Annotated in this window: 21 protein-coding genes and 1 pseudogene; all 22 read right to left on the bottom strand. The window is 71.9% G+C overall.

Translation table 11 applies throughout. The annotated features are described in order from the left end of the window. Positions 1-111: 111 nt before the first annotated feature. Positions 112-2,805: a hypothetical protein gene (locus JWQ91_RS06745; RefSeq protein ID WP_297782091.1), complete on the bottom strand. Its 2,694-nt coding sequence runs from the start codon at positions 2,803-2,805 to the stop codon at positions 112-114. Positions 2,806-2,848: 43 nt separating this feature from the next. Next, positions 2,849-3,265 (bottom strand): pilus assembly protein TadG-related protein, encoded by a 417-nt coding sequence (locus tag JWQ91_RS06740; protein ID WP_297782090.1) that lies wholly within the window; start codon positions 3,263-3,265, stop codon positions 2,849-2,851. After that, positions 3,262-3,681, bottom strand: coding sequence for a TadE/TadG family type IV pilus assembly protein (locus JWQ91_RS06735; protein ID WP_297782089.1), 420 nt, complete (start codon positions 3,679-3,681; stop codon positions 3,262-3,264). The genes JWQ91_RS06740 and JWQ91_RS06735 overlap by 4 nt, the downstream gene beginning before the upstream one ends. Continuing rightward, positions 3,678-4,079, bottom strand: a complete 402-nt coding sequence (locus JWQ91_RS06730; protein WP_297782088.1) for a TadE/TadG family type IV pilus assembly protein — start codon at positions 4,077-4,079, stop codon at positions 3,678-3,680. The genes JWQ91_RS06735 and JWQ91_RS06730 overlap by 4 nt, the downstream gene beginning before the upstream one ends. A gap of 2 nt (positions 4,080-4,081) precedes the next feature. Then, entirely contained in the window at positions 4,082-4,294 is a 213-nt protein-coding gene (locus JWQ91_RS06725) for a hypothetical protein (protein WP_297782087.1), read from the bottom strand. 29 nt (positions 4,295-4,323) lie between these two features. Continuing rightward, positions 4,324-5,238, bottom strand: a complete 915-nt coding sequence (locus JWQ91_RS06720) for a type II secretion system F family protein (protein ID WP_297782118.1) — start codon at positions 5,236-5,238, stop codon at positions 4,324-4,326. Next, the gene (locus JWQ91_RS06715; RefSeq protein ID WP_297782086.1) at positions 5,238-6,113 is read right to left on the bottom strand and encodes a type II secretion system F family protein; all 876 of its coding nucleotides are present in this window, start codon (positions 6,111-6,113) and stop codon (positions 5,238-5,240) included. Before JWQ91_RS06715 ends, JWQ91_RS06720 begins: the two co-directional genes overlap by 1 nt. Further along, positions 6,113-7,420 carry an ATPase, T2SS/T4P/T4SS family gene (locus JWQ91_RS06710; RefSeq protein ID WP_297782085.1) on the bottom strand — a complete coding sequence of 436 codons (1,308 nt, stop codon included), beginning with the start codon at positions 7,418-7,420 and terminating at the stop codon, positions 6,113-6,115. The genes JWQ91_RS06715 and JWQ91_RS06710 overlap by 1 nt, the downstream gene beginning before the upstream one ends. 2 nt (positions 7,421-7,422) lie before the next feature. Then, positions 7,423-8,217, bottom strand: coding sequence for a hypothetical protein (locus JWQ91_RS06705; RefSeq protein WP_297782084.1), 795 nt, complete (start codon positions 8,215-8,217; stop codon positions 7,423-7,425). Further along, complete coding sequence (locus tag JWQ91_RS06700; protein WP_297782117.1) at positions 8,217-8,876, bottom strand: SAF domain-containing protein; 660 nt, start codon at positions 8,874-8,876, stop codon at positions 8,217-8,219. Before JWQ91_RS06700 ends, JWQ91_RS06705 begins: the two co-directional genes overlap by 1 nt. A gap of 294 nt (positions 8,877-9,170) precedes the next feature. Next, a complete protein-coding gene (locus tag JWQ91_RS06695) occupies positions 9,171-10,274 on the bottom strand; it encodes a cysteine desulfurase family protein (protein ID WP_297782083.1) in 1,104 nt (367 codons plus the stop codon). Next, positions 10,271-11,113: a carboxylating nicotinate-nucleotide diphosphorylase gene (nadC, locus tag JWQ91_RS06690; RefSeq protein ID WP_297782082.1), complete on the bottom strand. Its 843-nt coding sequence runs from the start codon at positions 11,111-11,113 to the stop codon at positions 10,271-10,273. Before nadC ends, JWQ91_RS06695 begins: the two co-directional genes overlap by 4 nt. After that, positions 11,106-12,653: an L-aspartate oxidase gene (gene nadB / locus JWQ91_RS06685; RefSeq protein WP_297782081.1), complete on the bottom strand. Its 1,548-nt coding sequence runs from the start codon at positions 12,651-12,653 to the stop codon at positions 11,106-11,108. Before nadB ends, nadC begins: the two co-directional genes overlap by 8 nt. Before the next feature lie 11 nt (positions 12,654-12,664). Then, on the bottom strand, positions 12,665-13,921 hold the full coding sequence (gene nadA, locus JWQ91_RS06680) for a quinolinate synthase NadA (RefSeq protein ID WP_297782080.1): 1,257 nt from the start codon (positions 13,919-13,921) through the stop codon (positions 12,665-12,667). Next, on the bottom strand, positions 13,918-14,604 hold the full coding sequence (locus JWQ91_RS06675) for an NUDIX domain-containing protein (RefSeq protein WP_297782079.1): 687 nt from the start codon (positions 14,602-14,604) through the stop codon (positions 13,918-13,920). The genes nadA and JWQ91_RS06675 overlap by 4 nt, the downstream gene beginning before the upstream one ends. 151 nt (positions 14,605-14,755) lie before the next feature. Further along, complete coding sequence (locus JWQ91_RS06670; protein ID WP_297782078.1) at positions 14,756-18,154, bottom strand: error-prone DNA polymerase; 3,399 nt, start codon at positions 18,152-18,154, stop codon at positions 14,756-14,758. Between the two features lie 105 nt (positions 18,155-18,259). Next, positions 18,260-19,768 carry a DNA polymerase Y family protein gene (locus JWQ91_RS06665; protein WP_297782077.1) on the bottom strand — a complete coding sequence of 503 codons (1,509 nt, stop codon included), beginning with the start codon at positions 19,766-19,768 and terminating at the stop codon, positions 18,260-18,262. Then, positions 19,765-20,430: a hypothetical protein gene (locus JWQ91_RS06660; protein WP_297782076.1), complete on the bottom strand. Its 666-nt coding sequence runs from the start codon at positions 20,428-20,430 to the stop codon at positions 19,765-19,767. The genes JWQ91_RS06665 and JWQ91_RS06660 overlap by 4 nt, the downstream gene beginning before the upstream one ends. A gap of 152 nt (positions 20,431-20,582) precedes the next feature. Next, entirely contained in the window at positions 20,583-22,310 is a 1,728-nt protein-coding gene (locus tag JWQ91_RS06655) for an ABC transporter ATP-binding protein (protein ID WP_297782075.1), read from the bottom strand. Continuing rightward, complete coding sequence (locus JWQ91_RS06650) at positions 22,307-23,278, bottom strand: ABC transporter permease (RefSeq protein WP_297782074.1); 972 nt, start codon at positions 23,276-23,278, stop codon at positions 22,307-22,309. Before JWQ91_RS06650 ends, JWQ91_RS06655 begins: the two co-directional genes overlap by 4 nt. Beyond that, on the bottom strand, positions 23,271-24,200 hold the full coding sequence (locus JWQ91_RS06645; RefSeq protein ID WP_297782073.1) for an ABC transporter permease: 930 nt from the start codon (positions 24,198-24,200) through the stop codon (positions 23,271-23,273). Before JWQ91_RS06645 ends, JWQ91_RS06650 begins: the two co-directional genes overlap by 8 nt. A 140-nt stretch (positions 24,201-24,340) precedes the next feature. Continuing rightward, positions 24,341-24,901: pseudogene (locus JWQ91_RS06640) on the bottom strand (ABC transporter substrate-binding protein); the annotation flags it as partial.

Genomic DNA, 24,901 nt, shown 5'->3' with positions numbered 1-24,901 from the left:
GGGTTGGGCACGCTGACGCGTGGGTTGCGCGGGGACGCAACCCACGCGTCACCCGGCGCGACCCACGCGTCACCCTCGGGGAGTCGCGCGTCAGCGGGCGCAACCCCCGCGTCAGCTGCCGGTCGCGAGGGTTCCGACGTCAGGCATGAGCTCGTTGATCAGGGCCTCGGTCTCCGCCTCGAGCGGCGCGCTGCGGATCCCGTCGGCCATCTCGGTGAGCGTCTGCTGGACGCCCGCGACGCCCGACACGTCGTAGCGGGCCCGGACGAGCGCCCGCCACAGGCGCTGGTCACCGGGGCTGACCCGGAGCCCCGCCAGGGCGGCCTGCGCGGCGCCGTCAGGCTCGCCCTCGGCCAGCAGGTCCACGAGGCGCAGCGCCGCGTCGACGACGACCCGGGTGACGGTGCGCGGGATGTCCTCCTGCGCGACCCAGCCGTAGCGGCCGGGCGGCACCTGCGCGAACGCGTGGCCCCGCGCGAGCTGGAGGCCGCGACGCAGGAGCTCGGCCTCCTCACGGTGGGCCGGTGCGCGTCGGGCCCGGAGGAAGAGGTTGCGGGCGCAGTCCCAGTCGCACACGACCCCGTCGTACAGCGACAGCCGGCCGTCGGCGTCGGCCCGCAGCACGTGCGAGCCGTCGACGGCGGTGCCGAGCCAGCTGCGCGTACGCTCGATCGTCGCGTCCCGGACGTCCGCCGTGACACCGCGGGGCCACAGCGCACCGGCCAGGACCGTGGGGTGGACGCCCTCGGGGTGCAGCGCCAGGTAGGCGACCAGCTCGGTGGCGAGCTCGCTGCGCTCGTCGGCGAGCGCCCCGGCTCCCTGGACCGTGAGCACGCCCAGGACGCCGACCCGGCGCGAGGCGGCCGCCCAGGCGGAGTCGTCGTGACCGCGCAGCGGCTCGGTGATCGACACCCGGTCCCCCTCGTCGGGGTGGTCGACCTCGCGGGCCGCGGCGAACAGCTCGGCGACGGCCTCGACCTGCGCCGGGCTGACCCGGTTGGCGGTCAGGGTCAGGCCGAGCAGCGGGACCGTCAGGGTGCCGTGCTCGTCGACCTGCAGGCGCCAGCGGGCGCCGGCGTGGTCCCCGGCGACCAGCACCGAGAAGGCCTGACGCCCGGCGCCCGTGAGGGCACCCAGCCGCTCGGCGATCTCCGGGCTCGGGACCCGGCCGCTCACGACGAGCTGCGTCGTGGCGGAGCTGCGGCGGCCGACGCGTCCGGTCAGGACACCGTCACGCCACAGGTCGATCTGCTGCTCGAAGCCGTCGAGCTCGTCGGCCAGGTCGGCGACCCGCAGCCGGGCGTCGCCGACCTCGGCGATCCCGTCGGGGAGGTCCGACACGACGACACGGACCGTGTCGGACCACGGCGCCGTCGCGGCCTGGACCGCGACCGCTGCCGCGACCTGCTCGGCCACGCCGGGATCGCCCGTGACCGCCACGATGCCGCCGGCGGACTCCAGGTCGACCAGCACGTCGCGACCGTCGGGATCGATGCCGAGGCCGACGAGGGCGGGGTACGGCACGGCCTCGGAGGGCGTGGGGCCGTCGACCGGCGCCTCGGTCCGCCAGCGGCGACCGTTGTCGTGGGCCTCCCAGCCGGCGACCGGCTCGGTCTGGGCCGGGCTGAGCAGCAGCTCGACGGACTCGTCGTCGATGATCGCGCCGTAGGCGGGCGGCGGGTTGACCCCGGCCTGCCGGCACGTGGCCGTCAGGGTCCGCAGGACGTGGTCGAGACGCTCGACGCGGGCGGGCGACGCCGCGACCGTCAGGCCGCCCTCCAGCTCGAGCGCCTCGTCGTCGGGGCGGCGGCCGTTGCCGCGGCGTCGCTGCACCACGAGGGCGCCGATGACCGACGCGGCCAGCAGGCCGATCCCGACCATCCAGCCGGTGCGCTGGTCGTCGGCCGCGACGTCCGCGACCTCGCCCGAGCCGTTGTCGGCGACCTGGTCGGGCGTCCGGTCGGGCGCGACCGGGGCCGGGGCGGCCGGGGTCTCGGCCGGCGCCTGCACCCGCTCGACGCCGACGGCGTCGTCGGGCATCTGCAGCTCCCAGCCGGGCTGGATCAGCCGGGCCAGCTGGATCTTGAGGCCGTCGGCCTGCAGGTGGTCCTTGTTGAGCTCGTAGATCTCGTGGTAGCGGCGTCCGTCGCCCAAGTGCTTCTCGGCGATGTCCCAGAGGTTGTCGTGGTAGCCGTTCTTCGGCGCCTTGACGGTGTAGACCTTCTTGCCCACCATCCCCTGGTCAGCCTCGTCGGCGACCGCGGGCGTGTCGGCGGAGTCCGCGACGGCCACCGTCGGCAGCTCGGCGTCGGCGAATGTCATGGTGCTCGAGACGCTGCCGGTGTGGGCGGGCGCCTCGGGGGTCACGGCCTGCGCCTGGCCGGCCATGATGCCGGTCAGCAGCAGCGCGCCCACCAGGACCCGGGCCAGCCGCTGCAGCGGGCCGGCCAGCGGCACGGATCGCGCCAGGCCGCCGCGGCGGGCGGCCAGCACCTCGACCACGACGCAGACGACGAACCACAGCCAGGTCAGCCACAGGACCCCCACGAGGATCGTCAGCAGGTCCTCGAAGCTCAGCTGCTGGGCGAAGTCCCGCACCGTGGGCAGGCTCGTCGGGATCGGCGGCGCCCCGGCGAGGACCAGCAGCAGGACGGGCAGGCCGATGAGCAGGGCCAGCAGCGCCGCACCCGAGCCCACGATCTCGCCGACGTGTCGCTCCACCTTGGCGTGGGGTCTGGCAGTGGCGAACCTGGTCGGGTCGGTCGATCGCTCGGAGTCGTCGCGCACCGTGGTGTCGTCGTCCATGGATCCTCCTGTGGGTCGTGTGCTGTGGGCGCGCCGGGCGCGCCTAGTCGGCTTCTGTCTGGGGTACGGAGCTCGCCGTCGCGCGGACGTCGTACGAGTCCACGTTGATGAGCTTCAGCAGGGTCGTCTCGGTCGTGTCCCGGACCTCGACGTCGACCTGGTTGCCGTCGACGTCGATCGCGTACTGGCCCGCCCCGTAGCCCCGGCGGCCCAGGTAGGACGCCGCGCGCTGACGGGCCAGCTGCTCGTTGATGACGAGGCCGCCGCCGGAACGCAGCAGGTCGACGTCGATCGAGTCGGCCGCCACCCGTGCCGCCTGCTCGGCGTCGTCCGCGACCCGCATCCGGGCGTTGATCCCGAGGCCGCCGTCGACGACGAGCCCGGCGCAGACGATCAGGACCAGCGACATGCCGATGACGAAGATCGCCGCCGAGCCCCGCTCGTCACGACGCGCGCTCATCCGGTCCGCCGGTAGGTGTCGAGCGGGGCGGCGCCGGACGCCGTCATCCGCACGCTGCCGGACAGGCCGAGCAGCCCCAGCCCGTCGTTGGGCACGTCGCACGCGATCTCGACCTCGACCGACCCGCCGGCGACGAACGGCCCGTCGAAGTCCGACATGCTGCATGTCGCGAATCCGTCGAGTGCGGCGCTGGACGCCGCGCTGGCGGCCGACTCGGCCTCCCCCTGCGTACGTTCGAGGGACGCGGCGCGGGCCGCGTCCCGGGCCGCCGCCTCCATGTCGGCGCGGACCGAGACGTAGCGGCCCCCGACGATGACGAGCAGCAGGAACAGGAAGAGCACGGGGACCAGCAGCACGACCTCGACCGCCATCGAGCCGCGCTCGTCGGCCCGGGTGCGGGGACGCCGGCGGGTCATCCGTCGTCCTCGATGAACTGCTCGATGGGCCCCTGGACCTCTTCGCTGAGTCGCGGCGACCTGATGAACGGCAGGAGCTGCTCGCCGTCGGCGCTCACGACCGCGCGCATCTGCGTGTTGTCGTCGACGGGGTCGACCTGCACGTCGACGCGGGCCAGCAGCCCCCGGCCGAGGTCGCGGGCGTAGTCGTAGCCGCGGGCCTGCCCGGCCGCCGCGTCACCCGTCACGCGTGCGGTGCGCGCGGCTTCCCGGGCGGCAGCGGAGACCGCCTGGTTGCCGAGGTAGACCAGCGCGAACTGGACCGTCAGGATGATCGCGACCATCAGCAGCGGCATGTAGAGCACCAGCTCGATGGCGCTGGTGCCCTCCTCCCGCTGTCGACGCTGTCGCGATCGCATGACTACTGGTTCCGGATCTCGTTGCCGATCTCGTTCGCCTCGTCCGAGAGAGCCGACTTGAGGATCCCGGCGATGACGATGCAGATGCCGACCACGATCGCGGCGATGATGACCCACTCCACGGCGGACGCACCTCGCTCCGACTTGGCGGCACGTGTCTTGTGCACGTCGAGCAGCAGCAGCAGGTAGCCGAGCGGGGACGTCGAGGTGATCATGGGTGTTCCTCCTGGGTGGGGGTGTGGCATCAGATGCCGACGATCTCGGAGATGGCGGGATAGATGAGGAAGATGAGGAAGCCGACGCACAGCAGCAGCTGCGCGACGAGCATCGACTGGGACCGTTGCGCGGCGCGGCTCTCGGTGTCGGCCAGCTCGCGCTGACGCATCGACGCCGCCCGGGCGGACAGCGAGTCGCGCACCTGGGCCCCGTCCTCGGCCACGAGGGCCAGGGCGGCGGCGAGGTCGCGGAGCTCGTCGACGGCCATCTCCTCGCCGAGGTCGCCCAGCGCGGCCCACGGGGTGATGCCCTGCAGCCGGGCCGCCTCGATCGTGTCGCGCAGGCGGACCATGGCCCACCCGTCACTGAGCTGGGACGCCGACGCGAGCGCTTCGGGGACGCCCCGACCGCCGGCGAGGTTCATCGACACGAGGTCGAGGAACGCGCCGACGACGTGGCGGAAGTCGCGGCGGCGCTCACCGGCCTGCGTCGCGAGCTGCGCCGTGGTCAGCACGGCCCCGCCCAGCGCACCGACGAACGCGAGCCACAGCGGGATGGTCGGGCTCATCCCGAACATCGCGACGGCGGGCGCGAGCATCACGGCCGGGGCGAACAGCCCCGCGACGCCGGCCAGCACCGTCATGCCGAGGTGCGCCTCGACCGACCGGCCCATGACCGCGAGATTGGCGCGCACGCCGGCGGGGATCCGCCAGCCGCGGGACTCGAGCAGGGTCCACACCGACGACCCGAGGCGCCGCAGCCGGGGCGACTCCTCGCTGTGCCGACGGTCCGAGGTCAGCGAGTCCTGGACGCGGGTACGCATGCGGGCGGCGTCGAGACGGGCCAGCTCGGACGCCGCGGTGCCGGTGCCGTGGTCGAACTGGCGGACCAGGGTCAGGGCGCCGAGGCCCGCGAGGGCACCGGCGACGAGCACGAGGAGCATCACGGGCGTACTCCCCCGACCGTCGTCGGCGGGGCGGTGAACAGGAACCGGGCCGGCAGCTCGAAGACGGACAGCCGGCGCATCCAGGCGAAGCCGGCCGCGAACAGCAGCAGGACGATCAGCAGCACGACCTGGCCCAGCGCCGACGAGTACGGCTCGACGTAGTCACGGTTGAACAGGCTCAGGCCCAGCACGAAGAACACCGAGATCCCGACGACGATCTGGACGCTGCGCCGGGTGCTGGCGCGGGAGGCGACGACGCGCCGGCGCATCTCCAGCTCCTCGCGCGCCGAGCCGGCGAGCGACGTCAGCACGTCGCGCAGGCCGGGCCCGCGCAGCTTGGCGTTGAGCATCAGCGCCGCGACGATCAGGTCGGCGCTGGGGTCGTCCAGGTCGTCGGCGAACCGTTGGAGGGCGACGGGCAGCGGCGTGCGGACGCGCAGACGGTCCGACAGCGCGATGAGCTGGGGCGCGACGGCCGGGGACGCGGCGTAGGCGGTCGCCGGGATCGCCTGCTCCAGGCCCACAGCGCCCGCGATGGTGTCGCGGAGCGACTCGGTCCACGCCGCGAGGCCCTCGAGGCGGGAGATCGACCGCTTCTCGCTGGCCGCGCCGCCGAAGAGCATCGGCCCGAAGAAGACCAGCAGCCCGCCGGCCACGGCCAGGACGGGCCAGCGGGTCAGGACCAGCAGCACCAGGCCCGCGATGATCGCCAACGGGACGCGCGCACCGAGCCGCTTGACCCTGGGCAGCAGCGTCGACGGCACGACGATCCGCGACGGCTCCTGCGGCGTCAGCGCCCACACCAGCAGCAGGACGGCAGCGCCGATCACCGCGCCGATCAGGACGAGGAGCAGCAGGTCGGTCGAGATCATCAGGCGTCCTGCCCGTGGAACAGCGCCGGCCGGTAGCCCGCCCGGATCAGGTCGTCCATGCAGCTGATCGACGCGGCGGCGACGGCATCGCCCTCGGGGCCCTCGGCGAACACCTCGCTCGACAGCACCCGGCCGTCGACACCGTTGACCTCGCGGACCGACGTGATGACGCGGCGCAGCTCTCCACCGGACGCGAACTCGTTGCGGCGCTCCACGAACACGACGAAGTCGATCGCGCCGGCGATCAGCATCATCGTGGCGTCGGCCGGCAGACGCTCGGCGGACTGGATCGCGTACGTGCAGATGCGGTTGAACACCTCGAGCGAGGAGTTGGCGTGGATCGTCGACAGCGAGCCGTCGTTGCCCTGGCTCATCGCATTGAGCATCGTCACGATCTCGTCACCGAGGACCTCACCCACGATGACCCGGTTGGGGTTCATGCGCAACGAGCGGCGGACCAGGTCGGCCATGCCGATGTGTCCGCGGCCCTCCGAGTTGGGCAGACGCTCCTCGAACGACACGACGTTGGGGTGCAGGTCCTCGAACTCGCCGAGGCCCAGCTCGAGCGCCCGCTCCACCGTGATGAGGCGCTCGCTCGGGTCGATCTCGTTGGCGAGGGCGCGCAGCAGCGTCGTCTTGCCGGCGTTGGTCGCCCCCGCGATCATGATGTTCTTGCGCGCGCCGACGGCGGCCGAGAGGAACGACGCCAGGTCCGGCGTCATGGTGCCGTTGTCGACCAGCGTCTCGAGGGAGACCCGGCTGAGCCGGGCTCGACGGATCGACAGCGACGGACGCTGCGTGACGCCCATGACCGCCGACAGGCGGCTGCCGTCCGGCAGCCGGAGGTCCAGCTGCGGGTTGGCGGTGTCGAACGGACGGCTCGTCAGACCCGAGTAGGCGCCCAGCACCTGCACGAGCTCGACGAGCTCGTCGTCGCTCTCGGCGACGGGGGGCATGCGACGCTCCTCGCCGTCGGCATAGCCGACGAAGACGTTGTCGTAGCCGTTGATGTCGATGTTCTCGACCTCGGGATCGTCCAGGAGCGGCTGCAGGCGACCGACGCCGTAGAGCGCGGCGTGGATGCCGTCGGCGAGCTCGGCCTCCTCGGCGTTGTCCGGGGGCGTGCGACCCGCCGCGATCTCGGCGCGGGCGTGGCCCTCCAGGACGCGGGCGATGACGGCGCGGGCGAACTGCCGCTCGTCCTCGCTCGTCATGCCGGGCAGCCCGGCGGCGGCATCGTCCCGGCGCTGACGGGACAGCCTGTCGGCGACGTCCTCACGCAGGCGGCGCAGGAGCAGCTGGTCCATCGTCAGACCACCTGCGCCGTCTCGGGGGTCCACACCGGCTCGCGCACGGCCACGAGGGCCTGCACGCGGGACGCGACGTCGAGCAGCGAACGGACGAACAGCGAGCGGCGCAGGGTCCGCTCCCCCACGGTCAGCAGCGCGCGCACGGTCTTGGGGTCGTACGCCACGGTGCCCAGCACCGGGGCGTCGATGCCGCCCGACGCGAGCAGGCGGGCGAGGTCGTCGACGCTGCGCTGGTCGCCGGCGTCGCCGACCAGCAGCACGCCGGTCGGCACGGGGTCACCGCCGCCGGCGCGCAGCGACTCCGACAGCCACACGAGGCGCTCCCGCAGGTGGGACAGGGCGGCGACGTCGGACCGGGCGACCATGACGAGGGCCGAGGCGCGCTCGACGACCGGCAGCACGGGCGATCCGGGGCCCAGACGGCCGCAGTCGGCCAGCACGTCGGGGGTCGAGCCGCGCAGTGCGGCACCGATGTAGGGCCAGGCGGGTCCCAGACCCTGCACCTGGCCGGGACCGGCCACGCCGACCAGCACGCGGTTGCCGTTCTCGGCGACCTGGAGGTGCTCGTCGAGCGCGGCGTCCTTGCCGCCGCGGAGGGCTGCGCCGTAGGACAGCAGGCCGTTGTCGTGGTCGAGCGGCAGCCCGTCGTCGCGGCGCAGGCGCAGCCCCACGTCGCCTCCTACCGGGTCGAGGTCGGCGACGACGGCCTCACGCGGCCACACCGAGGCGAGCCCGGTCACGGTCTGGGTCACGCCCGGCGAGCCCTTGGCCGAGGCGAAGGCGATGAGGCTCATCAGCGGCCCCCGAGCACCTGGAGGCGTGCGTCGTCGACGGCGACACCGCGGCGGATCAGGGACATGCCGAGCAGCTCGTTGCCCGAGGCGTCGACGACCGAGTCGGCGGCGAGCGCCGGGACCAGGACCGTCCCGGTCGACGTCGTGGTGCCGCCGCTGGCCAGGCCGCCCTCTTCACTGCCGGACGCGCCGAGGACCAGTCCGACCGCCAGCGGCTGCACCGGCGTGTTGCCGTCACCCAGCCGGACGATGCGGACCTCGTCGCCCGAGCGCAGTCCCGGGGGGATCTGCCCGTCGACGAGGGGCACGCCGACCTGGACCTGGTTGGTGCCGAACGGCTCCGCCGTCGTGAGGACCGTCGTGTCGAGCAGCTGGCCCTTCGACAGGGCCGAGCGCGCGTACGTACCGATGACCGAGTCCGCCTGGCTCTCCGGGACGAGGGCCAGACCCTCGCTCGCGACGGGGGTCGTGCCCAGCATGTCCGCCGTGATCTTGGCACCGGCCGACACGTCCTGCTTGAGGATCAGCACGGGCTCACGCGAGTCCAGCCGCAGGGCCAGCAGACCGGCGAGGGCGGCACCGCCCACGATCAGCAGCACGGCCAGCGCGGCGAGGGCCGGGCGTCGGCGTCGCGGCGGGGAGGGACGCTCGGACGTCATCGAGGCCACGGCCGACCGTGAGCGCACTCCGCGGGCGGCGCGATCTCGCTGACGATCCTGCACGGACACACCTGAATCGCGCGTGGATTCCTTGACCATCGAGCACTTCCCCCTGGTGTGCGCAGACACGTCCACCCGGATCCCGGATGATCGTCGCCCCCGCGGCTGACACAGACGCGATCAGTGTAGGGGGACCAAGGGCCCTACGGCATGTCGGGCGATCCCCGTCGCATCCCGGCACGAGCCGCACCGGCCACGGTCGCACTCCGCGTTCGCCTCGCGATGACGCCGGTGTCAGGCGCCGAGGGCGGCCAGCTCGTCGGCCACGCGATCGAGCTCCTCGGCGGTCGTGCCGCGGCCGAAGGTGAACCGCACGGCGGTCTGGGCGATCTCGGCGGGACATCCCATCGCCGTCAGCACGTGGCTCGGCTCGTCGCTGCCGGCCGCGCAGGCCGAGCCGCTGGAGCTGACGATGCCGCGACGCTCGAGGTCGAGCAGGATCGACTCGCCGCTGCGCCCCGGGAAGACGAACGAGGCGCTGCCGGGCAGCCGGGCGACCGGGTGGCCGGTCAGCTCCGCACCGGGGACCTCGGCCAGCACCCGGGCGATGAAGGCGTCCCGGCGCCGCACGACGTCGTCCGCGAGGCCACCGGCCAGACGGAGCGCCGCGGCGATGCCCACCGCCGCGGCGACATTCTCGGTGCCGGAACGGCGTCCGGCCTCCTGACCGCCGCCGTGGAGCAGCGGCTCGCACGGGACCCGCCGACGTACGTAGAGGATCCCGATCCCCTTGGGGGCGCCGAGCTTGTGGCCCGAGATGCTCATGGCCTGCACGCCGAGTCGGTCGACGTCGAGGTCGAGCCATCCGGCGGCCTGGACCGCGTCGGTGTGGAACGGCACGCCCCGCTTCCCCGTGATCCGGCTGAGCTCGGCGATCGGCTGGATCGTGCCGACCTCGTTGTTGGCGAGCTGGATGCTGACCACCGCGGTGTCGTCCCGCAGGGCCTCGGCGAGCGTCCTGGGCTCCACTCCTCCGTCCGGCCGGACGGGCAGGACCGTGATGTCGTAGCCGATCCTCCCCAGCCAGGCCGCCGACTCCAGGACCGCCGGATGCTCGACCGCCGACACGATGACGTGCCGGCCCGTCGACGCCAGGGCGATGCCCTTGACCGCGGCGTTGTCGGACTCCGTGCCGCCCGAGGTGAAGGTGATCTCCGAGGCCCTGGCGCCCAGGACCGACGCGACGTCGGCGCGCGCCCGCTCCAGCGCCTCGCGGGCCGCCTCCCCCACCTCGTGGTGGCTCGAGGGATTGCCGAACTCGGGTCCCAGATAGGGCCACATCGCCTCGAGGACCTCCCGCTTGACGGGGGTCGTGGCGGCCTCGTCGAGGTAGATCACGAGACCGTGATGTCGAGCCCGAGGTCGAGGGCACGGACGCTGTGGGTCAGCGCGCCGACCGAGATCACGTCGACCCCGGTGCGGGCCACGTCCGCGATCGTGTCGAGCGTGATGCCGCCGCTGGCCTCGACCAGGGCGCGACCCGCGATCCGCTCGACCCCCGCGCGCAGGTCGTCGAGGCTGAAGTTGTCGAGCATGATCGTCCCGACCGCCTCGGAGGCCAGGACCGCGTCGATCTGCTCGAGCCGGTCGACCTCGACCTCGATGTGGGTCGTGTGCGGCAGGTCGACCCGGGCCTGCCGCAGCGCCGCGGTGATGTCGGGGATGACCGCGAGGTGGTTGTCCTTGGCCATGACGGCGTCCGACAGCGAGTAGCGGTGGTTGTGGCCGCCGCCGCAGCGCACGGCGTGCCGCTCCAGGGCGCGCAGCCCCGGCGTGGTCTTGCGGGTGTCGACGACCCGCGCCCCGGTGCCCGCGACCGCCTCGACGTACGTCCGGGTCAGCGTCGCGATGCCGGTCATCCGCTGCACGAGGTTGAGCGCGACCCGCTCGGCCTGCAGGACCACGCGGGCGGGCCCCTCCACACGGGCCAGGACGGCCCCCGTGTCGAAGCTGTCGCCGTCACGAGCCTCGAGCGTGACCTTGACGGCCGGGTCGAGGGTCGTCATCGCGACCTCGAAGACGTCCGCGCCGGCGAGTACGCCGGGCTCCCGGGCGACGAGCTCGGCGCGCGCCACGGCGGTGGCGGGTACGAGGGTCTGGGAGGTCAGGTCGCCGAACGGCGCGTCCTCGTCGAGGGCCGCGTCGACGACGCGCTGGATCTGCCGGCGCTCAAGCATGGGTCCGGCCTCCGGTCGAGGCGATCGAGGAGTGGTTGGCCCGGGCGGGGTCGGTCTGCGGAAAGTCGGTCCGGTAGTGGCCGCCGCGCGACTCCTGCCGGGCCAGGGCGCTGGCGATCACGGCGCGGGCGACGACCAGGAGGTTGGCATCCTCCGCGGCCTTGGCGTCGGTCACCGCGGGCGACCTCCACCGACAGAGCTCGGCGGCGGCCTGCTCGAGGTCGGCGCCGGTGCGGGCCAGTCCGGCGGCGTCCCACATGATCTGCTGCAGGTCGGCGCGGCTGACGTCCTCGGCGCCGGGGTCCTCGGACAGGTCGAGGTCCAGCGGGGCCGACCAGTCGTCGGCGAAGGGCACGACGGGCTTCGGGTCCCTGATCGCCTCGACGACCCGGGTGCCGTAGACGGCCCCCTCGAGCAGCGAGTTGGACGCCAGCCGGTTGGCGCCGTGGAGCCCGTTGCACGCGGCCTCCCCGATCGCGTACAGCCCGGGGACCGACGTGCGTCCCCACTCGTCGGTGCGGATGCCACCCATGTAGTAGTGCGCCGCCGGGGTGACGGGGATCGGCACGACACCCCAGTCGTAGCCCTGTGCACGGCAGGCGGCGTCGATGTTGGGGAACCGCTTCGCGAGGAACTCGGCACCGAGCGCCGTCGCGTCGAGGCGCACCGGGATGCCGGGCTGGCGAGCCATCTGCTGCGCGATGCCACGGGCGACGACGTCGCGCGGCGCGAGCTCGGCGTCGGGGTGCACGTCGAGCATGAACCGCTTGCCGTCGGCGTCGATCAGCACGGCGCCCTCGCCACGGACCGCCTCGGAGACCAGGAAGTTGCCGGGAGCATCGAGCGAGGTCGGGTGGAACTGGTAGAACTCCAGGTCCGCCGCGATCGTCCCGGCCCGCAGCGCCATGCCCAGGCCGTCGGCCGTCGCGACCTCGGGGTTGGTCGTGTAGGGGTAGAGCTGCCCCGCTCCCCCGGTCGCCAGGATGACGGCGTCTGCCCGGAGCTCCTCGCCGCCGAGCAGCCGGACACCGACGACAGTGCCGCGCTCCACGACCAGGTCGACGACGGTGGTCTGCTCACGAACGACAACGCGGCTCTCGCGGACGCGGTCGATCAGGGCGTACGCGATGCCCGCGCCCGTCGCGTCGCCGCCGGCGTGCAGGATGCGGGCGTACGCGTGCGCGGCCTCCAGGCCGTGGGACAGCTCGCCGTCGCGGCGGTCGAACTGGACGCCGCGGGCGACCAGCTCGTCGATGACCTCGGGCCCCTCCTCGCACAGGATGCGGACCGTCTCGGGATCGCTCAGCCCGGCACCGGCGACGAGCGTGTCGGCGACGTGCGACTCGACGGTGTCGCCCAGCCGGGGCGCGCCCGGGTCGGCCATCGCGTCGATCACGACCGCGACGCCCCCCTGGGCGTACCTGGTGTTGCTCTGGGCCAGATCGGCCTTGGTCAGGAGCGTGACGTCGTACGAGTCCACGGCCTCCAGGGCCGCGGTCATGCCCGCGATCCCGCTGCCGACGACGATGATGCTGGTCATGGTGCCGTCCTTTACTTCGGGAGCGCGGCGAGCATCCGCTCGAGCGCGACCTTGGCGTCGGTGGCGATCGCGTCGGGGACGACGATCTGGTTGTGGACCTCGCCCTGGACGAGACCGTCGAGGGTCCAGGCGAGGTAGCCCGGGTGGATCCGGTACATCGTCGAGCACGGGCAGACGACCGGGTCGAGGCAGAAGATCGTCCGATCGGGGAACTCCGCCGCGAGCCGGTTGACCATGTTGATCTCGGTCCCGATCGCGATCGTGTCGCCGGGCTCGGAGGCGATGACGAACTTGCGGATCGCGTCGGTCGAGCCGGCCGCGTCCGCGGCGTCCACGACCGGCATGGGGCTCTCGGGGTGGACGATGACCTTGACGCCGGGGTGCTCCGCGCGGGCCTTGTCGATCTGCGCGACGGTGAAGCGCTTGTGCACCGAGCAGAAGCCGTGCCACAGGATGACCCGGGCGTCGGCGATCTCGGCCTCGGTGTTGCCGCCCAGCGGTTTGCGGGGGTTCCACATCGGCATGAGCTCGAGCGGGATGCCCATCGCCTTGGCGGTGTTGCGGCCCAGGTGCTGGTCGGGGAAGAACAGGACGCGCTGGCCACGCTCGAAGGCCCACTCCAGGACCGTGGCGGCATTCGACGAGGTGCACACGATGCCGCCGTGCTTGCCGCAGAACGCCTTGAGGGCGGCCGAGGAGTTCATGTAGGTCACCGGGATGATCGGCTGCTTGCCGTCCGCGTCCGGCTCGCTGCCGTAGATCTCGGTCAGCTCCTCCCAGCACGCCTCGACCGAGTCCTCGTCGGCCATGTCGGCCATCGAGCAGCCGGCCGCCAGGTTGGGCAGGATGACCTTCTGGTCGGGACGGGCCAGGATGTCGGCCGTCTCGGCCATGAAGTGCACGCCGCAGAACACGATCGTGTCGGCGTCCGGCTTGGTCAGCGCGGCGTTGGCGAGCTGGAACGAGTCCCCGACGAAGTCGGCGTACTGGATGACCTCGTCGCGCTGGTAGAAGTGCCCCAGGATGACCAGCCGGTCGCCGAGCGTCTCCTTGGCGGCCACGATCCTGGCGTGCAGCTCCTCGTCGCTCATGCGCTGGTAGGCCGCGGGGAGCTGGCCGGGACGGACGACCGGCTCGGGGATGACATCGTCCTCCGACGCGCCGGGGCCGTAGCCGGGGAACGTGTCGAACTCCCACGGCCCCTTCGCGAGCTCGACGTCACAGCTCTGGGCGGGCTGGTCGACGATCTGGGTGTTGACGGAACTCATCTGCGCTCCTCGGGGGCGGGGATGGAGGCGCCGGCCTCGAAGCGGAACAGCGCGGGGGGACGGTGGCTCGTGCCCTGCAGGCACGTGCCGGTGGGGACGAGGGTCTTGGTCGCGAGCACCTGCCGGCGGAAGTTGGCCGGGTCCAGCGTGGTCCGCAGGACGGCCTCGTGGACGGCTCGCAGGTCGGCGAGGGTGAACTCGGGTGGCAGGAACGCGTGCGCGATGGGTGTGTAGGTGATCTTGGCGCGCAGTCGGGCCAGGGCGTAGTCGACGATCGCGGAGTGGTCGAACGCCAGCGGGGGCAGCTCGTCGGCGACGAACCACTCGACGTTCTCGCCGTCGACGGCCCGGGCGACCTCGTGCGGCTGCACCAGCGCCCAGTAGACGATCGAGACGACCCGGTCGTCGGGCGAGCGGTCGACGTTGCCGAAGGCGTAGAGCTGCTCGAGGTAGTTGGGGGTCAGTCCCGTCGTCCGCTCGAGGGTGTGGCGGGCGCTGGCGGCGAGGTCCTCGTGGGCCTCCAACGGGCCGCCGGGGAGGGCCCATTGCCCTTCGTACGGCTCGCGGATCCGGCGCACCAGCGGCAGCCAGAGCGTCGTCAGCCCGGTGTCGGGATGCGGGCGCAGCGCGAAGATGACGGTCGAGACCGCGAGGGACACCCGCTGGTCGATCGAGGTCTGCATCGTCGTACGCCGTCCTTCCCGGACTTAAGGTGACAGTGACTCTAAGGCAGCCTAGCGGCGACTTAAAGTCACGTCAACCCTAAGTAGGACACCTTCATCGACACGTCGTCGACCGCGGACCAGGTCCGCAGACCCATGCGTGGGGTCACCGTCACTGGAAGTCGCGGCCGCGGTGCTTGGCGGGGATGGCCCGGCCGGCCTCGGGATAGACCTCCTCGATCCGCATGAGCTTGTCGGCCACCAGGTTGGTGACCCCCTCGGGGCTGCGCTCGAGGATCCCCCGGATGACCATCCCGGCGGCATTGCGCCCGACCGTCCGGTAGCGCTTCCACAACGCCTCGGAACACACGACGTTGAGCATCCCGGTCTCGTCCTCGATGTTGAGGAATGTGACCCCCACGGCCGTCGCCGGGCGTTGCCGGTGGGTGATGAGCCCGGCGACCTTGACCCGGCGGGCGGGCTCGGCGACGAACGAGTCGGCGACCGACAGGATCCCCTCCCCCTGCAGCAGCGGCCGGAGGTGCTCGATCGGATGGGTCTCGGGCGAGATCCGGGTCGCCCACAGGTCGGCCATCGTGATCTCGACCTCGCTCATGCCCGGCAGCATCGGCGGGGGCGCCTCGACCGCGGTGCCCTCGAGCTGGTCGATGCTCTGCGCGTAGCCCGCGCTCCACAGCGCCTGTCGTCGGGACAGCCCGAACGCGTCGAACGCACCGGCCGTCGCCAGTGACTCCATCTGGGCGACCGACAGCCCCGCCCGCCGGGACACGTCGGCCATGTCCCGGAACGGCCGCTCCTCCCGCACCGCCACGATCCGCTGCGCGACCTCCGGCCCGATCCCCTGCACCTCGTCGAGCCCCAGACGTACGGCGAAGGCGCCGTCGCGTCGGTGCTCCGGCGTCGGGTCCGGCGTGCCGGGGACGAAGTCGGGCACCGGTGGCTGGTCCCGCTCGAGGCACGCGTCGCGCCCCGTCGCTCCCCCGTCGCCGAGCGGCTCGAGGTCGGCCTGCGCCCGGGAGTGCACGATGTCGGGCCGCAGGACCTTGACCCCGTGGCGGCGGGCGTCGCCGGTCAACGACTGCGGTGAGTAGAACCCCATGGGCTGGTTGCGCAGCAGCGCGGCGAGGAAGGCACCCGGGTAGTGCAGCTTGAGCCACGAGCTGGCGTAGACCAGCAGCGAGAAGCTCAGGGCGTGGCTCTCGGCGAAGCCGAAGTTGGCGAAGGACTTGATCTTGAGATAGATGACGTCCGACTCCTCCTTGCTCAGCCCGTGCCGCTGCATCCCGGCGTAGAGCTTCTGCTCGAGCGACTCGATCCGCTCGACCCCGCGCTTGGACCCCATCGCCCGGCGGAGCAGGTCGGCCTCGTCGCCCGTGCAGTCGCCGATCGCGATCGCCATCTGCATGAGCTGCTCCTGGAACAGCGGGATGCCCTTGGTGCGCGCGAGGACCTTCTCGAGGATCGGGTGCGGATAGGTGATCGGCTCCTTGCCCATCGCGCGGCGGATGTAGGGGTGCACCGCACCACCCTGGATCGGGCCGGGCCGGATCAGGGCGATCTCGATCGCCAGGTCGTACGCCCGACGGGGCTTGAGCCGCGGCAGCGTCCCGATCTGCGCCCGGCTCTCGACCTGGAACACCCCGACCGAGTCGGCCCGGCACAGCATGTCGTAGACACCGGCCTCCTCCTTGGGGATCGAGTCGAGGTCCCACTGCTCGCCCAGGTGCTCCGTGACGATCCGCATCGTGTGGTCGAGGGCGCCCAGCATCCCGAGCCCCAGCAGGTCGAACTTGACCAGCCCCATGTACTCGCAGGCGTCCTTGTCCCACTGCAGGACCGTGCGGCGGTCCATCCGGCCGCGCTCGATGGGGCAGACCTCGCCGATGGGTCGCTCGGTCAGGATCATCCCGCCGGAGTGGATGCCCAGGTGCCGGGGCGCCGTCAGCAGCTGCTGGGCGATCCCGACGACCGGTCCCGGCACGCCCGCGACGTCCTCGGCGCCGATCGACCCCCACGCGTCGATCTGCTTGGACCACGCGTCCTGCTGCCCCGTCGAGTGGCCCAGCGCCTTGGCCGCGTCCCGGATCGCCGAGCGCGGCCGATAGCTGATGACGTTGGCGACCTGCGCGGCGTTGTGCCGGCCGTACGTGTCGTAGACCCACTGGATGATCTCCTCGCGCCGGTCGGAGTCGAAGTCGACGTCGATGTCCGGCTCCTCCTCCCGGGTCGTGGCGAGGAAGCGCTCGAACGGCAAGTCGAACTTGATCGAGTCGATCGCGGTGATCTTGAGGGCGTAGCAGAGCGCGGAGTTGGCCGAGGAGCCCCGGCCCTGGCACAGGATGCCGCGACGGCGGGCCTCGGCGACGATGTCGTGGACGATCAGGAAGTAGCCCGGGAAGTCCTTCTCCTCGATGACCGCGAGCTCGCGCTCGATGCGCTCGCGCGCGAGCTCCTCGTCGTACGCATAACGGTCCTTGATGCCGCGCTCGGCCAGGACCCGCAGCCAGCTCATCGCGGTGTGCCCCTCGGGGATGCCACGGCGCGGCAGCCGGGGGGTCGCCGCGCGCAGGTCGAACGCCAGCTCGTCGGCGAGCGGGACGGTACGTCCGACGGCGCCCGGGTAGCGGGCGAACACCCGGCGCATCTCGGCCCCCGACCGCAGGTGGGCCGCGCCGGTGGCCGGCAGCCAGCCGTCCATGTCGGCGAGGCTGCGGCGGGCGCGCACCGCCGCCATGACGGCGGCGAGCCGGCCCGCCGCGGGGCGGGCGAAGTGGACATTGTTGCTGGCGATCGTCCCGAGGCCGTGGTCGCGGGCCAGGTCGGCGAGGGCGTCGTTGGCGGCGCTGTCGACCGGGAAGCCGTGGTCGATCAGCTCGACCGCGACGTTGTCGATGCCGAACATCCCGGTGAGCCGGTCGAGCTCGCGGGCCGCGGCCTCCCGCCCGCCGGCCGCGAGCGCCTGGCGGACGTGCCCCTTGCGGCAGCCGGTCAGCACGACCCAGTGGTCGCGGCCCCGGTCGGCGAGCTCATCGAGGTCGTAGACGGGGCGCCCCTTCTCGTCCCCGCGCAGCTGGGCGTCAGTGATCGCCGCGGCGAGCCGGTGGTAGCCCTCGACCCCGCGGGCCAGCACCAGCAGGTGGGAGCCCTCGGGATCGGCGACCCCGTTCTGGGGCGCGCGCAGGCCCAGCGACAGCTCGGCGCCGTAGATCGTACGGAGCCCGCGGTCGGGGTACTTGCTGACCTCCTCGGCGAACCGGGGAGCGCCGTAGAAGCCGTCGTGGTCGGTCAGCGCCAGGCCGTGCAGCCCCAGCCCGATGGCCTCCTCGACCAGGGCGTCCGGTCCGCTCGCGCCGTCGAGGAAGCTGAAGTGGCTGTGGCAGTGGAGCTCGGCGTAGGGGACGACCGGCGTGGCCGGCCCCTCGATCTCCTTGGGACCGGTCTTCGTACGTTTGCGGGACCAGCCGGGCGCGTCGCCGCCGTCGGGCTCGGTGCGTCCCGACAACCGTCGCTCGAGCTCCCGCCACGGCATGTCCGGGTTGTTCCAGTTCACGGGACGCCACCCCCGCGAGTGGCGCAAACCCGTCCCCGAGTGGCGCAGATCTGGACGACACGCCGTCCCAAAACCTTCGAATTGCGCCACTCGCGGTTCGGGTGGTCAGTCATAGCACGCCTCGACCCACCAGTGGCCGCCCTCCACGATCATCAGGAAGGCGCTGCCGTCGACGCCGACGACCTGGAAGCGGGCGATCCGCCGGGCCGCGGCCTCGTCCCACCACTGCTCGTCGACGGGCCACGGGCCGGCCCACGACGCGACCGGCTGCCAGTCCTGGGTCGCCCCGGCGCGGAAGCGGGCCGGCTCTCCCGTCACGATCCCGCGCCCCGTGACGCCGATCGGCTGCCCCTCGGCGCCGACGACCATGGCCTGGCGCGGCTCGGCATAGACCGTCGCCGGCGCGGGGGGCGGCAGGCTCCCGGGCCACGGCAGCCCCGCCGCGCGGGCCGCCACCGGCCGCTCGCCCCAGGGCGTGAGCAGCCGGCGCTCCGCGGGGCCACGTCCGCCCTGGACCGTGACCGACACGACCGCCTCGTGGCCCACGATGCTCTGCACCCGGGCGACCCCGCGCTCGACACGCTCGTCCGGGCCGCCGCCGAAGAGGCCGTCGGCGTGATCGCCCAGCGGCTCGGTGACCTCGGGGATCAGACGCACCGCGTCGACCGGGGCCCGGATCGCACCGTCGACCTGGAGCTGCCAGCGGACCCGGTCGATCAGGTCGGTCGCCCCGAACCAGCGCGGGTGCATCCATCGCCGCGACGTCGCGAGCGAGCCGTCGGAGTCGACCTCGATCAGGACCGTGGTGCAGACCAGCCCGTGGCCGGCCAGGTCGGTGACGAATCCCTCCGCCGTCGTGCGCAGGCTGAACGCGATCGGCTCGACGAGCTCCAGCGGCGGCTCCAGCATCAGCGTGGCCTCGAACTCCGGCGGCACCTGCCGGCGGCTGATCGGCTGGGCGTCATCGCCCCGGGCGAGGCGGTGCAGCAGGGCCCCGTGCGTGCCGAAGCGGGTGTGCACGTCGGCGGCCGGCAACGAGGCGAAGTCGCCCAGCGTCAGCAGGCCCATCCGGCGCAGCAGCCCGACCAGGTCCGCGTCGTCCAGGGCGTCGATCGGCAGGTCCCGCAGGAACTGCCCCGATCCCCCGGCGGGGACCACGAGGCTGTCCTGGGCCAGCGCCCGGCGGGCGGCCTGCTCGGCGGCGAACAGCCCGTCGGCGATCCCGGCCCGGACGTCCCAGACCCCGAGGCCCACCAGCCGCTCGGCGATGACCGCCGCCGCCTCGGCCTCGCCGCCGTAGAACCGGGCTGGCACCGAGATCGCGCACAGTCCCGGTCGCAGCGGTGCGACCCCCGGGCTGAGCTCCTCGATCGCCGTGAGGACCGCCTCGAACGCCCGCGCCTCGGCATCCGCGTTGTGATCGTGCAGGACCAGTCCCGGGCACCGCGACTGGGCATCGCGCCGACGCATCCCCCGGCGCACGCCCTCGGCCCGGGCCGCCTGCGAGCAGGCCAGCACCTGCCCCTTGTCGAGCACCGCGGCGGGGGTCGTGGCCGGCACGTCGATCGCGACGATCGGCCAGTCGGGCGCCCAGAGCACCATCGTGCGGCTCATGACACGCTCCGCAGCCGGGTCGGGACCTCGACCGCGGGGGCGGCCTCGACCCGGCGGATGACCTGGTCCGCGTCGGGGAACCACAACCGGCCGGTGCGCGCCGGCGCCGTCCCCCGGCGGACCTCGACGGTCACCCGGCGGGCCTGCAGGTGGCCGTGCCCGCGCCCCACCCCGACCCACTCGACTTCGCGCATCGCGACCCGCGCCTCGCTGCGCGGCCAGTCGCCGTGCGCGATCAGGACGCTGCCCCGCTGCCGCAGGCGGGCGCCGATCCGGCTGACGTCCTTGGCCGTGGGCACCGAGGGGGCCGACAGCATCACGACACCCAGGACGTCGATCAGCGCCGCGGTGACCTCGAGCCACGCGTCGCCGGGATCCGGGACCAGGATCGTGCGCCGCAGCTCGACGCCGGCAGCGGCGGCCGCCTCCAGGCCCAGCTCCGGCATCCCCACGACACCGCACCACGCGCCGTCGGCCGACGGGCCCGCCATGAGCGCCATCGCCAGGCTGGCCGAGTCGACGCTGTAGCTCGAGCCGGTCTGCAGCTGCAGCAGTCCCTCGAAGGCCGAGTGGGTCGCGACCGGCTGGGCGGCGGGGCGGCCCTGCATCTGGTTGACGCGCTCGCGCAGCTCACTGAGGGACGGGGCCACGGCAACGGTCATTGCTCCATGATCGAACAGATGTTCGATCGAGTCAATCCGCCACCGGAACTACTTCGTCACCCTCCCGGACCCTCGCCCGACGCCACGCGGCGGGGCCCCACGACGGCCCCCGGAAGGGCCGCGCGGGACCCCGCCGGCGGACGTCGGCGAGCTCAGGCGCCGAGGGAGATCGATCCTCCCGGGATCGCGTCGAGCAGCTTGCGCGTGTACTCCTCGCGCGGGTTGTCGAACACCGCCGACACCGTCGAGGCCTCCACGACCTTGCCGTTCTGCATCACCAGGACGTCGTCCGCGATCTGCCGCACGACCGCGAGGTCGTGCGTGATGAACAGATAGCTCAGGCCCAGCTCGGCCTGCAGGTCGTTGAGCAGCTCGAGGATCTGCGCCTGCACCAGGACGTCCAGCGCCGACACCGCCTCGTCGCAGATCACGACCTCGGGATCGAGCGCGAGTGCCCGGGCGATCGCGACGCGCTGGCGCTGGCCACCCGACAGCTCGCCGGGATAGCGCGACATCACGGTCGTCGGCAGCGAGACCTTGTCGAGCAGGCCACGGACCTTGGCCTCGCGCTCCTTCTTGGTCCCCACGTCGTGCGTGCGCAGGGGCTCCTCGATCGACTGGTAGATCGAGTAGAGCGGGTCCAGCGAGGCGTACGGGTTCTGGAACACCGGCTGCATCAGGCGGCGCAGCCGGAGCTTCTCGGCCTTGGACCGCAGCTCCCGGATGTTCCTGCCGTCGAAGACGACGTTGCCTGACGTCGGGGGCAGCAGGTCCAGCACCATGCGGGCCACGGTGGACTTGCCCGAGCCGGACTCCCCCACGATCGCCGTCGTCGTGCCACGACGCAACCGGAACGACACGTCGTCGACCGCGGCGAAGTCGACCTTCTGCCACGGCTTGGCGCCGCGGAGCGTGAAGACCTTGGTGAGGTTCTGCGCCACGATGATGTCGTTGCTGCCCTCGCCGAGCTGGGCGTCGCTGTGGGCGATCCCCTCGGCGATCTCCGCGGCCGTCTGGACGGCCAGCTCGCGCACCTCGGCACGTGCCTGGACCGACGACAGCCGCTGCGAGGCGATCGACGGCGCCTTCGAGACCAGCCGCTGCGTGTAGGGGTGCCGGGGGTCCTGGAGGATCTCCAGCGCCGGTCCGGACTCCACGATCTTGCCGCGATACATGACCACGAGGTGATCGGCCCGCTCGGCCGCCAGCCCCAGGTCGTGCGTGATCAGCATGACGGCGACACCGAGGGTGCCGGTCAGCGTGTCGAGGTGGTCCAGGATCTGCTTCTGCACCGTGACGTCGAGCGCCGAGGTCGGCTCGTCGGCGATCAGGAGCTTGGGCCGGGCCGCCAGGCCCATCGCGATCAGCGCCCGCTGGCGCATGCCGCCGGAGAACTCGTGCGGGTACTGCAGCGCGCGACGCTCGGCGTCGGGCAGCCCCGCCTCCTCCAGCAGCTCGACGACCCGCTTGTCCGCCGCCGCGCCGGTCGCGACGCCGTTGGCGACGAGCGCCTCCTTGATCTGGCGGCCGACCTTCCACAGCGGGTTGAGGTTGGACATGGGGTCCTGCGGCACGAGGCCGATCGACGAGCCGCGCAGCGCGAGCACGGCCTTGCGGTCGGCGTGCGAGATCTCGTGTCCCTCGAACAGGATCTGCCCGCCCATGACGTGGCCCGAGCCCGGCAGCAGGTCGATGACCGAGTGCGCCAGCGTCGACTTGCCCGAGCCGGACTCACCGACGATCGCGATGGTCTGGCCGGGGAAGATGCTGAGACTGGCACCGTCGACGGCCGTGAGGACCGTCTTCTTGCCGGTGCGGAACCCGACGCGCAGGTCCTTGATCTCGAGCAGGGGGTGCGTGCTGGTGGCTACCAGGGTCATGACTTCCTCGCCTTCGGGTCGAGTGCTTCGCGGACGGCCTCACCCAGCAGGACGAAGCCCAGCACGGTGACGGCCAGGGCCGTCGCCGGCACCCACATCACGACCAGATGGGTCCCCGAACGCACCTGGTTCTGCGCGTCGGACAGGTCGTTGCCCCACGACACGATGTTCTGCGGCAGACCGAGCCCCAGGAACGACAGCGCCGACTCCGAGACGATGAACACGCCGAGCATGATCGTCGCCGACACGATGACCGGCGACAAGGAGTTGGGGACGATGTGCCGGCGCAGGTTCGACAGCTTGGACGCGCCGATCGCGGTGGCGGCGTCGACGAACTCGAGGTTCTTGACCTCGAGGACCGCGCCACGCATCTGGCGGGTGATCTGCGGCCAGGCGAACAACGCCAGTGCCATGACGACCACGAAGACCGAGCCCCAGAAGCCCCGGTCCTCCCAGACGTTGTTGATGACCGAGATGACGACGATGCAGGCCAGCAGCAGCGGGATCGAGAAGAAGATGTCACTGAGGCGCGAGACGATCGTGTCGGTGAACCCGCCGTAGAAGCCGGCGATCGCCCCGGTCACCATGCCGAGCAGGATCGTCAGGAACGTCGCGAGCACGCCGACCGCGACGGACGCCCGCGCACCGTAGACCGTGCGGGCCCAGATGTCGGCGCCCTGGAAGTTGTAGCCGAAGGGGTGTCCCTCGCTCGGCGGGTCGAACTGGTTGCCGAGCTTGGCCGCGGTGGGATCGGCGCTGGTGAACAGGCCCGGGAAGGCCACCACGACTGCCAGCACCAGGATGATGACGGAGGCCAGCCAGAACAGCGGCGACTTGCGCAGCCGCTTCCAGGCCTCCTTCCACTGGCTCTCGGGCACCGCGTCGACATCGACGGCGTCGATGGCGCGCAGCGGCGTCTCGTCCAGCGGGGCGACGAAGCGTTCCTGCCCCTCACGTGTCTCAGACATAACGGATCCTCGGGTCGAGAACGGCGTACAGCAGGTCGACGATCAGGCTCATGAACACGTAGATCATGACCATGACGGCGACGACCGTGACGGTGACAGGGGCGTCGCCGCGGTTGACCGCGGAGAAGGCGAGGTTGCCGATCCCCTGCACGTTGAAGATGCCCTCGGTGATGATGGCACCGGCCATCAGCGAGCCGAGGTTGATCCCGATGTAGGTCACGACCGGGACGAGCGAGTTGCGCAGCACGTGGTTGCGGATGACGGAGCCGTTGGACAGCCCCTTCGCCCGGGCCGTACGCACGTGGTCGGCACTCAGGTTGTTGGCGACCGACGTACGGGTCAACCGGGTCGTCGTCGCGATGTTGGCGATCGCGAGCACGAAGGCCGGCAGGATCAGGTCGGTCACCTGCCAGTCACCGCCCACGGTGGCCGGGAAGATCCCGAGCTTGACACCGAACAGGAACTGCAGGACGAAGCCGACGACGAAGATCGGGATCGACAGCAGGATCAGCGAGATGACCAGCGTCACGGAGTCGAACCAGCCGTTGCGACGCAGGCCGGCGATCGTGCCGACGACGATGCCGATGACGGCGTCCATCGCGAGGGCCATGACGGCCAGGGTCGCGGTGACCGGCAGGGCGTTCTTGATCTTCTCGAAGACCGGCTGGCCGTCGAGGCCCACGAAGTCGGGGTTGAAGGTCAGGACGTCCTTGAGGAAGTACAGCCACTGCACGATGAACGTGTCGTTGAGGTGGTACTGGTCCCGGATCGCCTCCCTGACCTCGGGGGAGACCGGCTTGTTGCCGATCAGTCCGTTGATCGGGTCACCCGGGCGCAAGAACACCAATGCATAGATGATCAGCGTTGCCCCGAGGAACACCGGGATGGTCTGGAGCAGTCGCTTGGCGACATACCACCACACGAGGCCTCCTGGGATGTCGGAAGAATGGATCCGGAGCGACCTGCTCTTGGTCCAAGAGCCATGGTGCCACCGAGGTTGAAAGCGACACGCGGGGGCAGCCCTGGTGAGGGCTGCCCCCGCGGCCGGTGGTGCGGGTCGAGCTACTTCGTCAGTGCGTAGTAGTCCGGCTTCTGCTTCCAGTTGAACACGAAGCCCTTGAGGTCCTCCGTGGTCACTGCGGTGGCGTTCTGGTACCACAGCGGGATGGCGGGCAGGTCCTTGAGCAGGATCGACTGCGCCTGGCTGATGAGCTTGTAGCGCTCGTCACCCTTGGCCGCCGAGGCGTCCTGGATCAGCTTGTCGAACTGCTTGTTGCTGTAGTCACCATCGTTCGAGCCGGCGCCCGTGGCGTAGATCGGTGCCAGGTAGTTGAGCATCGACGGGTAGTCGGCCTGCCAACCGGTACGGAACGGGGTCTTGATCGTGCGATCGGTGACGACCGTGCGCAGCTCGTCGAACGTCGGGTAGGCCTTCGGCGAAGCGTCGATGCCCAGCGTGTTCTTGATCTGGTTGGCCATCGCCTCGGAGAACTCCTTGTTGCCCGCTCCGTCGTTGTTGTAGGCGAGCTGGAACTTGCCGCTCCACTTGGAGATCTTGTCGGCCTCGGCCCACTTGGCCTTGGCGTCCTCGGCGTTGAACGTCAGCACCTCGTTGCCGGGCAC

This window comes from Aeromicrobium sp., from assembly GCF_025965075.1.
Classification (GTDB): Bacteria; Actinomycetota; Actinomycetes; order Propionibacteriales; family Nocardioidaceae; genus Aeromicrobium.
This window is presented reverse-complemented; position numbering and strand designations above follow the sequence as displayed.